Source organism: Paramagnetospirillum kuznetsovii, from assembly GCF_003284725.1.
Classification (GTDB): Bacteria; Pseudomonadota; Alphaproteobacteria; order Rhodospirillales; family Magnetospirillaceae; genus Phaeospirillum; species Phaeospirillum kuznetsovii.
In genome coordinates, this window is sequence record NZ_PGTO01000005.1 from 191556 (window position 1) to 205455 (window position 13900).

The 13900-nt window shown below is 65.9% G+C and carries 14 protein-coding genes; 4 read left to right on the forward strand and 10 right to left on the reverse strand.

Going from position 1 to position 13900, the window contains the following annotated elements; translation table 11 throughout:
• Positions 1-145: 145 nt before the first annotated feature.
• Together CU669_RS09435 and CU669_RS09440 are read left to right on the forward strand one after the other, a co-directional pair.
• The gene (locus tag CU669_RS09435) at positions 146-928 is read left to right on the forward strand and encodes a 3-hydroxybutyrate dehydrogenase (RefSeq protein WP_112144020.1); all 783 of its coding nucleotides are present in this window, start codon (positions 146-148) and stop codon (positions 926-928) included.
• A gap of 152 nt (positions 929-1080) precedes the next feature.
• A complete protein-coding gene (locus CU669_RS09440; RefSeq protein ID WP_112144022.1) occupies positions 1081-1704 on the forward strand; it encodes an acyltransferase in 624 nt (207 codons plus the stop codon).
• A gap of 4 nt (positions 1705-1708) precedes the next feature.
• Here the strand turns inward: CU669_RS09440 and CU669_RS09445 are convergent, their stop codons facing one another.
• From CU669_RS09445 to fdhD, 9 genes are all read right to left on the reverse strand, one after another.
• Positions 1709-2701, reverse strand: coding sequence for a formate dehydrogenase subunit gamma (locus CU669_RS09445; protein ID WP_112144023.1), 993 nt, complete (start codon positions 2699-2701; stop codon positions 1709-1711).
• A 14-nt stretch (positions 2702-2715) separates the two neighbouring features.
• Positions 2716-2979: a hypothetical protein gene (locus CU669_RS09450; protein WP_112144025.1), complete on the reverse strand. Its 264-nt coding sequence runs from the start codon at positions 2977-2979 to the stop codon at positions 2716-2718.
• A 4-nt stretch (positions 2980-2983) separates the two neighbouring features.
• Positions 2984-3574, reverse strand: a complete 591-nt coding sequence (gene fdh3B / locus CU669_RS09455) for a formate dehydrogenase FDH3 subunit beta (protein WP_112144027.1) — start codon at positions 3572-3574, stop codon at positions 2984-2986.
• Positions 3575-3588: 14 nt separating this feature from the next.
• Positions 3589-6489 carry a formate dehydrogenase subunit alpha gene (locus tag CU669_RS09460; RefSeq protein WP_112144028.1) on the reverse strand — a complete coding sequence of 967 codons (2901 nt, stop codon included), beginning with the start codon at positions 6487-6489 and terminating at the stop codon, positions 3589-3591.
• A 17-nt stretch (positions 6490-6506) separates the two neighbouring features.
• Positions 6507-6716, reverse strand: a complete 210-nt coding sequence (locus tag CU669_RS09465) for a twin-arginine translocation signal domain-containing protein (RefSeq protein WP_239988633.1) — start codon at positions 6714-6716, stop codon at positions 6507-6509.
• A gap of 14 nt (positions 6717-6730) precedes the next feature.
• The gene (locus CU669_RS09470; protein WP_239988634.1) at positions 6731-7318 is read right to left on the reverse strand and encodes a TorD/DmsD family molecular chaperone; all 588 of its coding nucleotides are present in this window, start codon (positions 7316-7318) and stop codon (positions 6731-6733) included.
• Positions 7319-7549: 231 nt separating this feature from the next.
• Entirely contained in the window at positions 7550-7990 is a 441-nt protein-coding gene (locus tag CU669_RS09475) for a DUF3306 domain-containing protein (protein WP_112144031.1), read from the reverse strand.
• The gene (mobA, locus tag CU669_RS09480) at positions 7987-9123 is read right to left on the reverse strand and encodes a molybdenum cofactor guanylyltransferase MobA (RefSeq protein ID WP_112144033.1); all 1137 of its coding nucleotides are present in this window, start codon (positions 9121-9123) and stop codon (positions 7987-7989) included. The genes CU669_RS09475 and mobA overlap by 4 nt, the downstream gene beginning before the upstream one ends.
• Before the next feature lie 158 nt (positions 9124-9281).
• On the reverse strand, positions 9282-10163 hold the full coding sequence (fdhD, locus tag CU669_RS09485) for a formate dehydrogenase accessory sulfurtransferase FdhD (protein ID WP_112144035.1): 882 nt from the start codon (positions 10161-10163) through the stop codon (positions 9282-9284).
• 110 nt (positions 10164-10273) lie between these two features.
• Here fdhD and CU669_RS09490 point away from each other — a divergent pair, with 110 nt between their 5' ends.
• On the forward strand, positions 10274-12241 hold the full coding sequence (locus CU669_RS09490) for a 4Fe-4S binding protein (RefSeq protein ID WP_239988635.1): 1968 nt from the start codon (positions 10274-10276) through the stop codon (positions 12239-12241).
• Positions 12242-12418: 177 nt separating this feature from the next.
• The gene (locus CU669_RS09495) at positions 12419-12796 is read left to right on the forward strand and encodes a hypothetical protein (RefSeq protein ID WP_112144039.1); all 378 of its coding nucleotides are present in this window, start codon (positions 12419-12421) and stop codon (positions 12794-12796) included.
• A gap of 252 nt (positions 12797-13048) precedes the next feature.
• Here the strand turns inward: CU669_RS09495 and CU669_RS09500 are convergent, their stop codons facing one another.
• On the reverse strand, positions 13049-13888 hold the full coding sequence (locus tag CU669_RS09500; protein WP_146747712.1) for a hypothetical protein: 840 nt from the start codon (positions 13886-13888) through the stop codon (positions 13049-13051).
• Between the last annotated feature and the right edge of the window lie 12 nt (positions 13889-13900).

Consider the following 13900-nt stretch of genomic DNA (forward strand, 5'->3'; position numbering starts at 1 on the left):
ACTTAAGCAAACCCCGAAATATCATACTAAAGCTGTGCCTGCCTACACCAGTCGGTCGGATGCGGTGCTGCCATGAAAAACTCGACCGGCTGGCTTGAACAGGTGATCATGGCGCGCTATGACCACAGGTCGGAGGGAGAGCGCCATGTTGAAGGGCAAAGTCGCGGTCGTCACCGGGTCCACCAGCGGCATCGGCCTGGGGATAGCCCGCGCCATGGCGGCCGAAGGCGCGAAGATCATGCTCAACGGCTTCGGCGATGCCGCCGAGATTGAGCGTCTGCGGTCCTCCCTGGCGGCGGAGTTCGGCGTCACGGTGCTCTATAGCGGCGCCGATCTGTCCAAGACCGACGGCGCCGGCGATCTGGTCCGCGACGCCGAGGCGCGGCTGGGCCGGGTGGATGTGCTGGTCAACAACGCCGGCATCCAGCATGTGGCGCCGGTGGAGGAATTTCCGCTCGACCGCTGGGACGCCGTCATCGCCCTCAATCTCACCGCCGTGTTCCAGGGCACCCGCGCCGCGCTGCCCGGCATGAAGGCGCGGGGCTGGGGACGGGTGATCAACATCGCCTCGGCCCATGGTCTGGTGGCCTCGGTCAACAAGGCCGCCTATATCGCCTCGAAGCACGGCGTGGTGGGGCTGACCAAGGTGGTGGCCCTGGAAACCGCCGAGATCGACATCACCTGCAACGCCATCTGTCCCGGCTGGGTGCTGACGCCGCTGGTGCAAGCCCAGATCGACGCCCGCGCCGCCCGCGAGGGCGTGTCGGTGGAGCAGGCTGGGCGCGATCTTCTGTCGGAAAAGCAGCCGTCCAAGAAATTCACCACCCCCGAACAATTGGGTGGGCTGGCGGTCTTCCTGTGTTCGTCGGCCGCCGCCAACATCACCGGCGCCAGCCTGACCGCCGACGGGGGCTGGACTGCGCAGTGACTTATACGTGGCGGGCGAGACGGCCGCGCTCCTCATGGCGCGCTATAGTCGGGGCGCGGGCGTCTCGCCCGCATTCCACAGGTGTCTTTATCGCGTCCCGTTCCCATCCCGGAACCCATCCGCGCCGTGTTCGAGCGCCATCGGAGGATTGAATGACCGGTCTTTGCTATTCGTTCGAGGGGATGATCCCGGTCGTTCACCCGTCCTCCTTCGTCCATCCCACCGCCGTGCTGATCGGCGACGTCCGCATCGGTCCTGGCTGCTATATTGGGCCGGGCGCCAGCCTGCGCGCCGATTTCTCCAGCGTGATCATCGGCGCCGGGGTCAATATCCAGGATTATTGCATCCTGCACGGCACGCCCGGCTTTCACACCACCATCGAGGATAACGGCCATGTGGGCCACGGCTCGGTGGTGCATGGCTGCCTGATCCGGCGCAACGCCCTGATCGGCATGAGCAGCGCCATCTATGACGGCGCCGAGGTCGGCGAGAACGCCATCATCGGCGCCATGGCCTTCGTACCCGCCGGGGCGAAGATTCCGCCCGGCGTGCTGGCGGCGGGCCTTCCCGCCAAGGTTCTGCGCGCGCTGAGCGCCGAGGAGATCGCCCGCAAGACCCGCGGCACCGAGGCCTATCAGATGCTGGCGGCGAAATGCCTGGAAAGCTTCAAGCCCTGCCAGCCGCTGCCCGAACCGGAACCGGGACGAGAATCCATGGACCCCAGCGCCATCTGGCCCGACGACCTGACCCGCCACAAGCCCGGGGGGAAGGGGTGATCGCTTACTCCGCCGGTTTGGTCTGCTTGCCTTCCACCTCTTCCACCCAGACGGAATGGTGCTCGCGCGCCCATTCCAGGTCCACATAGCCGGTGGTGACGGCGGTGCTGGCGCCTTCCATGCCTACGGTGCCGATATAGATATGGCCCAGGATGAACAGCACCATGACCACGGCCAGACCGGCGTGGATCAGCTGCATGACCTGCATGCCGTGCAGTTGGGCGAAGGTGAACGGGAACAGCAGGCTGACCCCGGTCGAGGCCACCAGCGAGCCCACCACGATGACCATCCAGAACTGGGTCTTTTGCCCGAAGTTGAACTTTGCGGCCGGAGGGTGGTCGCCCATCTTCAGCAGGCCGCCGCCATGCATGATCCAGCCCCAGTCATAGCGGTCCCACAGATTGTCCTTGGCCCATAGGGCGAAGATGACCACCAATCCGGCGATGAAGACGAAGCCCGACAGGTTGTGCAGCCACTTGCCCGCCCAGGTCAGCCAGGAAAACAGCGTCTTGCCGATGATGGGTTCCAGAAGCCAGCGGCCGAACATGATGTTCAGCCCGGTGACGCCCAGCACCAGGAATGACCCGGCGGTGAGCCAGTGGCCGATGCGTTCGATCCGGTTGAAGCGCAGGATCATGCGCCCCGACGGGCCGCCCTCGATCATGATCTTGCCGCGAATGAGGTAGAAGGCGCCGATGGCCAGTGAGACGCCCACCAGGGCCAGCCCGGCATACCAGGTCAGCTTGCCGTTGCGCGCCGCCCGCCACGTCTCGCCCTCGGATTGGATCAGCACGCCTCGGTCTTGCGGTTGGCCCGCGATGAAGCCGGGCTCGCCCTGGCGGATGGCCCGCCAGGTGTCGGGCAAGGTGACCTGACCGGATTGGGCGGCGGTGGGGACGTCGCCGTCGCTTGAGGCCGCCAAGGCCGGTTCGAGCCCGTATCCGGCCCAGAATCCGGCGACCATCATCAACAGAGCGAGGAAGGTGGTCCAGCGCATGGCGTTCCTCCGCCTCAGAATTTCTGCCCGGCGATGCGGCCGGTGGCGGCAGCCTCGCCCGAAGGCATGACGGCCATGCCCGGTGGCGTCGCCACCCGGGCGGGGCCTTCGCTTTGCAGGGCGATGCGTTGCCTCAAATCCGTGCGGGTGGCGTCGGAGATTTGGGTATCCGCTTTGCCCTTGTAGACGCCCTTCTCGAGGCAGACCACATGGCCCCGCTCATCGGCATTGCAGCCGACGAGCAAAACCAGCCCGAGCATGACGGCCAGCGGTTTCATCGCCTCAGCCCTTCTTGCCATAGGCATGACTCCAGCCCGCCGCGCCGGAGCCGAACCCGCGCGCCATGACGCGTTCGCGGTAGATGGTCGAGACCATGTCGCCGTCGCCCGCCAGCAAGGCCTTGGTGGCGCACATCTCGGCGCAGAGCGGCAGCTTGCCCTCGGCGATGCGGTTGCGGCCGTATTTTTCCAATTCGGCCTTGGAGTGATCCTCTTCCGGCCCGCCGGAGCAGAAGGTGCATTTGTCCATCTTGCCGCGTCCACCGAAATTGCCGGTGGAGGGATATTGCGGCGCGCCGAACGGGCAGGCGTAGAAGCAATAGCCGCAGCCGATGCACAGATCCTTGTTGTGCAAAACGATGCCGTCGTTGGTCTGGTAGAAGCAATCCACCGGACAGACCGCCATGCAGGGCGCGTCGGAACAATGCATGCAGGCCACCGACAGCGAACGTTGGCCCGGCTTGCCGTCGTTCAGCGTGACCACCCGGCGCCGGTTGATGCCCCAGGGCACCTCGTGCTCGTTCTTGCAGGCGGTGACGCAGCCGCTGCAATGGATGCAGCGTTCGGCGTCACAGAGGAATTTCATGCGTGCCATGATCTATCTCCTCCCTACGCCGTGAACTTCTCGATGCGGCACAGAGTGACTTTCGTCTCCTGCATGGCCGTCACCGCATCGTAACCGTAGGTCTGGGCGGTGTTGGTGCTTTCGCCCAACACGATGGGGGACGCCCCCTCGGGGTATTTGGAGCGCAGATCCTTGCCCTGGAACCAGCCGCCGAAATGGAACGGCATGAAGGCGACGCCGCGTCCCACCCGTTCGGTGATCTTGGCCTTGACCTTGACCTTGCCGCCCTCGGGGCCGTGCACCCAGCAGTATTCGCCGTGGCGCAGACCGGCATTGTTGGCGTCGAAGACGTTGACCTCGACGAACATGTCGGGCTGCAACTCGGCCAGCCAGGGATTGGAGCGGGTCTCGTCGCCGCCGCCCTCGTATTCCACCAAGCGGCCCGAGGTCAGGATGATGGGGAATTCCTTCGAGACGTCCTTGTCCTGGACGGTCTTATAGAGGAAGGGCAGCCGCATCATCTTCTTGTCGGCATAGGTGGGGTACTTCTCCACCAGATCGCGGCGCGGCGTGTAGAGCGGTTCGCGGTGGATGGGAACCGGATCGGGGAAGTTCCACACCACGGCGCGGGCCTTGCCGTTGCCGAACGGCGCGATGCCGTGCTTGACGGCGACCCGCTGGATGCCGCCCGACATATCCACGGTCCAGGCGACGTCGTCCACCTTCTCGCCGCCGATCTTCTGGATGACGGCCAGTTCGTCGGGGGTGAAGTCGGCCTCGAAGCCCAGCTTCTTCAGCATGCCGAAGGTGACGCCGGGGTGACCGGCGGGCAGTTCCGAGCCCTCGGGCCAGGAATCGACGGCCAGCAGGCTCTCGCCCTTGTATTCGGGGAACAGGGCGCGGAAGTTGAGGCCGCCTTCCTTGACCGGCTTGGAGGTGTCGTAGAGATTGGGTGTGCCGGGATGCTTGGCGTCGGCATTGCCCCAGCACGGCCACGGCAGGCCGTAATAATCGCCGTCGCACGGCCCGCCGACGGCGCGCAGCGTCGTCTTGTCGAAGGTCTGCTGGTTGGCCATGTGGGCCTTGAGGCGTTCGGGCGACTGGCCGGTATAGGCGATGGTCCAGGCGCCCTTGTTGATCTCGCGCAGGATGTCCTCGACCAGCGGTTCGCTGCCGTTCACCTTGATGTTCTTGAACAGCTCGGCGTCGTAGCCGAATTTACGAGCGAACAGATACATGATCTCGTGATCGGCCTTGCACTCGAACATGGGCTTGATCACCCGCTCGGACCACTGGATGGAGCGGTTGGACGCGGTGCGCGAGCCGTCCACCTCGAACTGGGTGGCGGCGGGCAGCAGATAGACCCCGTCGGTGCGGTCGTGCAGCACCGCCGAGACGGTGGGATAGGGGTCGATCACCACCAGGGTGTCGAGCTTCTCCATGGCCTTCTTCAGCTCGGGCTGCCGGGTCTGGGAATTGGGGGCGTGGCCCCAATAGATCATGGCCTTGATGGTGTCGGGCTGGGCCACGTTCTCCTTGGCCTCGTTGACGCCGTCATACCAGCGCGACACCGGAATGCCGGGCGCTTCCATCAGCTCGGGCGTCTTGAAGCGGGCCTTGATCCATTCGTAGTCAAGGCCCCAGACCCGCGCCCAATGCTTCCAGGCGGGGGCGGCAAGGCCGTAATAGGCGGGCAGCGTGGTGACGTCGAGCCCCATGTCGGTGGCGCCCTGGACGTTGTCGTGACCACGGAAGATATTGGTGCCGCCGCCCGCCACGCCGGTATTGCCCAGCGCCAGCTGCAAGATGCAATAGGCGCGGACATTGTTGTTGCCGACGGTGTGCTGGGTGCCGCCCATGCACCAGACCACGGTGCCGGGGCGGTTCTTGGCCAGCAGTTCGGCGACGCGCTTGACCTGGGCGCCGGGCACGCCGGTCACGCGCTCGGTCTCTTCCGGGGTCCATTTGGCCACTTCGGCGCGGACTTGATCCATGCCCCAGACGCGCTTGCGGATGTATTCCTTGTCTTCCCAGCCGTTCTCGAAGATGTGGTAGAGGATGCCCCAGATCAGCGGCACGTCGGTGCCGGGACGCAGGCGGACATATTCGTCGGCATGGGCGGCGGTCCGCGTGAAGCGGGGGTCGCAGACGATCAGCGGCGCCTTGTTCTGCTCCTTGGCCTTCAGGATATGGAGCATGGCCACCGGATGGGCCTCGGCGGCGTTGGAGCCGATGAAGAACATCGCCTTGGAATTGTGGATGTCGTTGTAGGAATTGGTCATGGCCCCATAGCCCCAGGTCTGGGCGACCCCGGCCACGGTGGTGGAATGGCAGATGCGGGCCTGATGGTCCACGTTGTTGGTGCCCCACAGCGCGGCGAATTTGCGCATGAGATAGGACTGTTCGTTGGAGAACTTGGCCGAGCCCAGCCAGTAGACCGAATCGGGACCAGAGGTCTCGCGGATCTTCAACAGGCGGTCGCCCACCTCGGTGATGGCCTGTTCCCAACTGATGCGCTTGTACTTTCCGCCTTCCAGCTTCATGGGGTATTTCAGGCGGCGGTCGCCATGGGCGTGCTCGCGCACCGCCGCGCCCTTGGCGCAGTGGCTGCCCAGGTTGAGCGGGCTGTCGAAGGCCGGTTCCTGGCCGATCCAGACGCCGTTGGACACTTCGGCATTGACGGTGCAGCCTACCGAACAGTGGGTGCAGATGGCCTTCTTGACCTCTGCCTTGGGATCGGAGACCAGGGCGGCCGCCTCGGTCTTGCGCACGGTTCCCGCCGCCAGTCCCCCGGCCAGGGCGGCGCCGCCGGCGGCCAGCCCCGAACGCTTGAGGAAGGTGCGTCGATCGACGGTGCTGCCGGCGACGGTGGAGAGGGCGTCGGAGAGGCGGCTATTTGCAGCTTGATTATGCGAGGTGAGGGGGGCACGCTTCTTGATCAGCATGGCACGTTCTCCCGAGGTCAGAAGCCAGCGGCTTCATAAGCGCGTCGCACATGGGCGGTTTCCTGATACCCGGCCCCGGTCTGGGCCTCGGTGGCGGCCTTGGCGTCCGCCTTGGTGGCGGTGACGCCCACGGCGGCGGCTCCGGCGGCGCCCGCCGACAACCCGGCGACCTTGAGAAAGGCGCGACGGTCCAGCGCGGCGGCGGTCTTATCGGGACGTTCGGTCATCGGGGGCTCCATCTCTAGTCCACCATGGCGAAGGCTTGGGTTTCGATGTCGAGGAACAGACGGCCGACCTTCGCCACCGCCCGGTAGAAACGGGCGGATTCGGCCTTTTCCAAATCGGTCATGAAGCGGGGCATCCAGCCGCCCAGATGAGTCTCGAAGAACTCTTTCTGCGCTCGCGGCGTCAGGTCGTTGTCGAACAATCCGGTGATCAGGCCCTGCATCATCTCCAGCAGCGAGGCCACGTGATCTTCCGGTTCGGAGACGCCGGGCGTGGGCTCGATGCCAAGGCGCGCCATGTGGGCGCGCAAATCGGCCAGCGGCTTTTCATGCAGGAAGCCGGTCAGGTACCACGATCCGAAGGGCACCAACTCGCCGCCGGTGACCCCGATGAACAGGGCGTCGTATTCCTCGGCGACGGAGTCTTCGTCCGAGGACGCGGCGGCGGCGGCCAATTCGCCCAGGGCGGTGCCCAGCGGGGTGGGGTCGGGGGTGAGGGCGCGCAGGCGCTCCAGCAGGCGGGCGGTGGGCGGCGAGGCGAACAAGGTCGCCAACAGGCCGTAAAAGCGAGCCCGCAGGAAATCTTCCTCAGCAACGGCCGACATGGCAGAACTCGCCTGCATCTCATCTCCCATTTGGTTCGGATCTGTCGCCGAAACCTTGGTCACTTCAAATAAGTGACATGACGATCATCCTCGGAATGGTCTGACCAGTCAAGAATGTCGGAAGACGATGATGGGAGTTCAACCCATTTCCTTGGGAGAATTAGTGCTGCCGCGCAGCATATTGACTTTGATATGTATAATTTCTAGTTGTGCAGTATAAAAAACATAAATTCACACATCACTGGGATTTTGTTGCGTCGGCTCGCTGTTCGATGCCAACTTCTCCTCGGCTAACTCGGTGGCGTCGAGCACGCCCTTGCCCAGGCGCCATGCCGTCTTGACCACCTCGGCCACCGCCGGGCTGGTGTAATCGCCCATGTGCAGGTCCATGACTTCCGGCGCCATCAGCGACGGATTGCTGGCCCACAGCTTTTGCAGCGCCTGGCCCCGCAGGGCGGCGGGCACGCCGGGCTTGAGGAAGGCGGAATAGTCGGACTCCGCCCCCAGCGAGTCGATGGACGGCAGATCGGCGGGCGGTTCCGGCGGTTCAGCGGGACTCCCTCCCCCCTGGTGGGGGAGGGTTGGGGTGGGCGGGCTTTCGTCAGCCACCACGGCCGCCGTCTTGGCCTCTCGCTTGCGCTTGGACCAGCGTTCAAGGAAGGCCTCGCTCATGATCGGCGTCCCTTGCCCGCGAAAGTACCCTCGGCGTCCAGGGTGTCGCGCTTGCGCTTCTTCATGGGCTCGTCGGGCGGGTGGCAGGCGCAGAACATCTCGACCCAGTCGCGCAGCGCCTTGGGCATGGGCAGGCCGTCGACCATGTCCTCGCCGCTTTCGCTCATGGCCTGGGCCTGATCGGGGGCGGCGGTGACCATGACCACCCTGACGGGCTGCTCGGCATCGTCCTGGGGCCGCAGCACCACGTAAAGCCTGGGCTCGTCGCCGCCCAGATTGTAGCGGTAGCTGGCCAGATCGGAGCGGTGAAGCGCCAGCGTCACCCGAGGAATAAGGTAGTGCTCGAATCCCTGTTCTTGCCGAAGCAGGACCAGCGGCTGATCGTGGGGCGGCGGCTCCGCCACCACCTCCAGCGGCCGCCAAGCGTTCTTGATCCAGCTGGTGGCGCCGTCGCGGCGCTCCACCACCACGGCGACCTCGGTGGATGCCGACAGCGGCGGCTCGGGCGGCAGGCGGCCAGTGACGATCAGGCGCAGACGCACCACGTCTTCCGGGGTGTTGACGTTGAAGAAGGGATCGGCCGGCGTGACCGGCCATTCCACCCGCGCCACCTTGTAGCGATCGGTCCAGGCGTCGATCTTGCGCATGGATTCATCGACCACGGCGGCGCGCAGTTCGGCCGCCAGCCGCACCGGCCACAGGGCGAAGACCGGGTGGGCCTGTCCCTTGGTGCAGGCGACGGCGATGTCGGCGCCTTCGGCCTTGACGGCGGCATGCAGCCGCTCCACCAGGTCCAAGGGGAACAGCGGGGTGTCGGCGGCGGTGCTGACCATCCACTCCACCCCCATGGTGTGGTCCTTCAGCCATTCCAGCCCGGTCAGAACACCCACCAACGGCCCGGCATAGCCATCGACCACGTCGGGAACCACCGGCAGGGTGAATTCGGCGAAGCGGTCGGGATCGCCGTTGGCGTTCAGGATCATGGGGCCGACCTGGGGCGACAGGCGTTCGATGACCCGGTCCAGCAGGCTTTGGCCCTCCACCTCGATCATGGTCTTGTCGCCGCCGCCCATGCGGCGCGACAGGCCGCCGGCCAGAATCAGCCCGGCGATGGGGGGATTGGGGGGGGTCATGATGAAGACTCCATCATTTCCCTCCCCCGCTTGCGTGGGGAGGGCCAGGGTGGGGGTGGTTCCGCCGCGCCGATCTCAGACGACTTGCTTCGCTGATGCGATCACCCCACCCCAACCCCTCCCCATCAAGGGGAGGGGCTATGCGCACGAGGCGAGTCTCACTCATCATCCCGGCTCCCCTTGCGCGCCATCCGCTCCGGCTCGTCATGGGCGGCCGAGGGATCGGCGTCGTACACGATGCGCTCGGTCCCGGCCAGGGCGATGAAGCGCTTGCCCTTGGCGCGACCGATCAGGGTCAGACCGGCTTTGCGGGCAAGCTCGACCCCCCAGGCGGTGAAGCCCGAGCGGCTCAGCAGCACCGGAATGCCCATCTGCACCGTCTTGATCACCATCTCGCTGGTCAGCCGCCCGGTGGTGTAGAGGCTTTTGCCCTGGGGCGACAGACCGTGGCGGAACATGTAGCCCGCGATCTTGTCCATGGCGTTGTGGCGGCCGACATCCTCCATGTAGATCAGCGGGCGTTCGTCCTCGCACAGCACGCAGCCGTGGATGGCGCCGGTCTTGAGATAGAGCGACGGCATGGTGTTGATGCTTTTTTGCAGGGCGTAGAGCCACGAGGTATGGAACTTGGCCGAGGTGTCCAGGCTGACGGTTTCGAATTTCTCCATGACGTCGCCGAACACGGTGCCCATGGCGCAGCCCGAGGTCTGGATCTTCTTCTTCAGCTTCTCCTCGTAATCGGTCTGCCGGGTGGTGCGGACCACCACCGTCTCGATCTCGGAATCGTAGTCCACGGCGCGGATCTCGTCGTCGGCCCGCAGCATGTTCTGGTTCAGCAGATAGCCCAGCGCCAGATATTCCGGGTGATCGCCGATGGTCATGGCGGTGACGATTTCGCGGCCGTTGAGGAAAATGGTCAGCGGCCGCTCGTTGATCACCGCCGCCTCGATGGGCTTGCCCTCGTGATCGATTCCTCCGACCAACTGGTAGAGACGCTGGTCCTCGGGGTCGGGGCGCACCAACATTTCTTGCTCTATCATGAAAATCTCCTCCCATTTAGAGTAGGCGTCCCTCCCACGGGGGGCAATGGGAGAGCGGCAAAATGAAATTTGGTGGACGGCGGGTTCTGTTGTGTTCGTGCGAGGGCACCATGCCGCTCGATGCCAAGGCGGTGGCCAAGGCGTTGGGGGCCGCGCCGCCGGACAAGACCTTCACCCATCTGTGCCGCTCCCAGTTGGAGGCCTACCGCGCCGCTCTGGCCGGGGGCGAGCCCTTGCTGGTGGCCTGTGGCCAGGAGGCGCCGCTGTTCCAGGAACTGGCCGCCGCCGCCGGGGGCGAGGCCCCGCTCTGCGTCGATATCCGCGACCGCGCCGGTTGGTCCGATGACGCCAAGGCCTGCGCCCCCAAGATGGCGGCGCTGCTGGCGGAAGCGAGCTTGGCCATCGAGGCGACGCCCTCGGTGACCCTGACCTCGGAGGGCCGCGTCCTGGTGCTGGGCAAGGGGCAAGTGGCGCTGGACGCCGCCCGCCGCCTGGGGGCCGAGCGCGCCGTCACCTGCCTGCTGCTGCCGGGACATGACGCCGATCTGGTGCCGCCGCCGGTGCGCGGTCTGGGACTGTTCTCGGGCAAGCCGACAAAGGCCTCCGGCTATCTCGGCGCTTTCAGCCTGTCGGTGAGCGACATCGCCGGGGCCTCGCCCTCGGCGCGCGGCGCCCTGGCGTTCGATGCCCCGGTGGGCGAGCGGAGCTTGAGCGCCGACGTGGTGTTGGACCTTAGCGGCGAGACGCCGCTGCTGTCGGCCCGCGACGGCTGGCTGGCGGTCAAGCCCGGCGACGCCGTGGCGCTGGAAAAGGCCCTGGCCGAGATCGGCGTTCTGGTGGGTGAGTTCGAGAAACCGCGCTGGATCAGGATCGACGCCGCGCTCTGCGCCCATTCCCGCAATGGCCAGATCGCCTGCACCCGCTGTCTCGACGTCTGTCCGTCGGGGGCGCTGACCCCCAAGGGCGACGCGGCGACGGTGGATGCCCATCTGTGCGACGGCCATGGGTTGTGCGCCAGCACGTGCCCCACCGGCGCCATACAATTCGATGTTCCGGCTGGCAACGGTCTGTACAAGCGGCTCGCCGCCCTGCTGGAGACCTATGGTTCCGGCGGCGGTCGGCGGCCGGTGGTGCTGCTCCACGACGCCGAGCATGGCGCCGAAATGATCTCCGCCCTGGCCCGGTTCGGCCACGGTTTGCCCGCAGCCGTGCTGCCCCTGGCGATTCCCGCCGTGGCGGCGTTGGGGCCGGACCTGCTGCTGACTGCCCTGGCCAAGGGCGCGGCGCGGGTGGTGGTGCTGGTCGATCCCAAACGGCGCGACGACCTTGCGCCGCTGCGGGCGGCGGCATCGCTGGCCAATCGGGTGGTCGCGGCGCTGGGTTGGACATCGGACGTCTTGGTGGAGGTGGAGGCCGATCCCGTCGCCCTTGGCGGGTTGCTGGCGAAACAGCATGGCCAAGGCGTCGACCCGGCGGCGGAATTCCTGGTGCTGGGCGGCAAGCGCCAGACCATGAGCCTCGCTTTGGCCCATCTGCATCGTCATGCCCCCAGTCCCATCGAGGCGCTGGATCTGGAACTCGGCGACCCCTTCGGCGCCATCGCGGTGGATCAGGCCAAGTGCACGCTGTGCATGGCCTGCGTCGGCGCCTGCCCGGCCAAGGCGCTGTCGGGCCATCCCGACAAGCCGTCGCTGGGCCTGTTGGAAGCCAATTGCGTGCAGTGCGGATTGTGCCGCGTCACCTGCCCGGAAAAGGCGGTCACCCTGGTGCCGCGCCTGACCTTCACCTCCCTGGCCAAGACCCGTCAGATCCTGAAGGAGGAGGAGCCTTACCCCTGTGTCCGCTGCGGCAAGCCCTTCGCGTCCAAATCCGCCATCGAGCGCATGGTGGAGCGCATGAGCACCCATTCCATGTTCGCCCAGCCGGGCCGCCTGGATCTGATCCGCATGTGCGAGGATTGCCGGGTGGTGGCGCAATACGAGTTGGAGGAGCGCGCCCGTCCCCTGGCGGGGGCCGCGCCGAAAGTGACGCGCACCACCGATGACTATTTGCGCGAACGCGACGGTTCGGATAAGTGAGGTAATTATCGTCGTCATTCCCGCGAAAGCGGGAATCCATGTTTCAGCCAGTGTGGCGCTTGGAGTTGCGCCATCGGCTTAGCTCCGCCATGGACCCCCGCTTTCGCGGGGGTGACGGAATTTGGAAAGGTTGGACGGATTTTTCCACAACCGGTTCGTCACTGTTCGAGGGTTCCCATGCGTCTTCCCAGTTCGCCTCTTGGCATCTTCGCCACGCTTTGCGCCGTGATCGTTCCGGCGGGGGCGGGGCTGACTGCTCCGGTCTGGTTGATGGTCATGGGGGTCAAGTTGGACAAGGCGGCCTCGGTCGGCGCCGAGATCGTCGGCGTCACGGTGCTGGCCTGCCTGGGGCTGTTCGCCGCCTATTGGGTCTTGCTGCGGCCGCGCATCCTGGCCAGCCTGCCCGCCACTTCGGATGGTCAATACGCTCCGGTGGACAATACCGCCCGCGACCGTTTCGTCCATATGCTGGTCTGGGTCTTGTTCATCCTGCCCTTCATCCTGGTGATCGTCAGTTTCATTTTCGGTCAGTTGGAAAAGCTGTCGATCGACTGACATCCGGCTTCGGCTGGGCCTTCGGCCGGGGCGGGCGCTTGGCGCCGCAATCCAGGCATACGGCGGCTCTGGCCCGCCGACAGCGGTCCTTGACCGGGCAGTCCTCTGGCGGCTCGGCCCTGGTCGCGCGTTCTGTCGGTGTCCGCCCGGGGCGGCGCGGCGGCGAAGATGTCATGACACGAAGCCTACCACAACGATCCCTCCTTGCGGTCGAGCACGTTTCGCCGTGCCTTATTTCATTGGGATCTGGAATCAGTGACCCTTCTTCTCGGCTTTCTCGGCCTTGGCGGGCTTGGCGCCGTGGCCGCCCGCCGCGCCCGGAATCTCGCCCGGTCTGACATAGACCGTCAGGGGCTTCAGCCATTCAGCGGCATCGGTGGGACGTTCCGCCGTGGCGGCGCGGCCGTCGGACGAGGATGTGAGCAGGGCGGTGACGGCGCCCAGGGCCTTGCGGTTGGCCTCGGGGTCATCGCCCTCTGCTCGTACCGCGAAGACGGCGCGCACGGGGATGGCGGCGTCCTCGCCGCTTGGGCTCAGCGATACCATCCAGGTCGCCTTGCGCTGTCCGGCCTCCAGCATGCCTTCCTTCATCAACACCACCTGATCGGCGATGATCAGTCCGGCGGAATAACGCATCAGCGGTCCGTCCGCCGGGGCGGTGATGGACAGGCCGAGCGGTATCGCGCTGGTGCCGCGCACCACCAATTCGCCCTCGACGGCATAGGCGACACCGTCCGAGTTGCGCAAATGCGACAATTCCGAGTTGAAGGCGATCGTGGCGTCGTTGGCCTTCGACCAGCCCACCGCCACTTCCTTGCGCTGGAGGAAGCGTTCAACCGTGCGCCGCAGGGTGTAGAAATGCGCGTCCTCGGTGGGGGTGAAGCTTTCCCGTTTGCGCGGCGCCGGAAGCAGGCCGGTGGCCTCGATGGTGAAGGGGGCAAAGCCGTTGCGAACGGGGGCGCGCTCCACCAGGGCAAATTTCTCCACGCCGACACTCGCGGCGAGGGGGCCGTCGTGTGGCGGCGCGGTCGGGCTTGCCGCCATGGCCGGGACAGCGGCCAACAGCCCGCAAAAATAAGCCGCAAAGGTCATCAACCGCTTCAT

What these genes read in the sequence shown, in the direction of transcription:
- CU669_RS09435 (WP_112144020.1), top strand. Translation starts at nt 146, where the DNA reads ATGTTGAAGGGCAAAGTCGCGGTCGTCACCGGGTCCACCAGCGGCATC.
- CU669_RS09440 (WP_112144022.1), top strand. Translation starts at nt 1,081, where the DNA reads ATGACCGGTCTTTGCTATTCGTTCGAGGGGATGATCCCGGTCGTTCAC.
- CU669_RS09445 (WP_112144023.1), bottom strand. Translation starts at nt 2,701, where the DNA reads ATGCGCTGGACCACCTTCCTCGCTCTGTTGATGATGGTCGCCGGATTC.
- CU669_RS09450 (WP_112144025.1), bottom strand. Translation starts at nt 2,979, where the DNA reads ATGAAACCGCTGGCCGTCATGCTCGGGCTGGTTTTGCTCGTCGGCTGC.
- fdh3B (WP_112144027.1), bottom strand. Translation starts at nt 3,574, where the DNA reads ATGGCACGCATGAAATTCCTCTGTGACGCCGAACGCTGCATCCATTGC.
- CU669_RS09460 (WP_112144028.1), bottom strand. Translation starts at nt 6,489, where the DNA reads ATGCTGATCAAGAAGCGTGCCCCCCTCACCTCGCATAATCAAGCTGCA.
- CU669_RS09465 (WP_239988633.1), bottom strand. Translation starts at nt 6,716, where the DNA reads ATGACCGAACGTCCCGATAAGACCGCCGCCGCGCTGGACCGTCGCGCC.
- CU669_RS09470 (WP_239988634.1), bottom strand. Translation starts at nt 7,318, where the DNA reads ATGTCGGCCGTTGCTGAGGAAGATTTCCTGCGGGCTCGCTTTTACGGC.
- CU669_RS09475 (WP_112144031.1), bottom strand. Translation starts at nt 7,990, where the DNA reads ATGAGCGAGGCCTTCCTTGAACGCTGGTCCAAGCGCAAGCGAGAGGCC.
- mobA (WP_112144033.1), bottom strand. Translation starts at nt 9,123, where the DNA reads ATGACCCCCCCCAATCCCCCCATCGCCGGGCTGATTCTGGCCGGCGGC.
- fdhD (WP_112144035.1), bottom strand. Translation starts at nt 10,163, where the DNA reads ATGATAGAGCAAGAAATGTTGGTGCGCCCCGACCCCGAGGACCAGCGT.
- CU669_RS09490 (WP_239988635.1), top strand. Translation starts at nt 10,274, where the DNA reads ATGCCGCTCGATGCCAAGGCGGTGGCCAAGGCGTTGGGGGCCGCGCCG.
- CU669_RS09495 (WP_112144039.1), top strand. Translation starts at nt 12,419, where the DNA reads ATGCGTCTTCCCAGTTCGCCTCTTGGCATCTTCGCCACGCTTTGCGCC.
- CU669_RS09500 (WP_146747712.1), bottom strand. Translation starts at nt 13,888, where the DNA reads ATGACCTTTGCGGCTTATTTTTGCGGGCTGTTGGCCGCTGTCCCGGCC.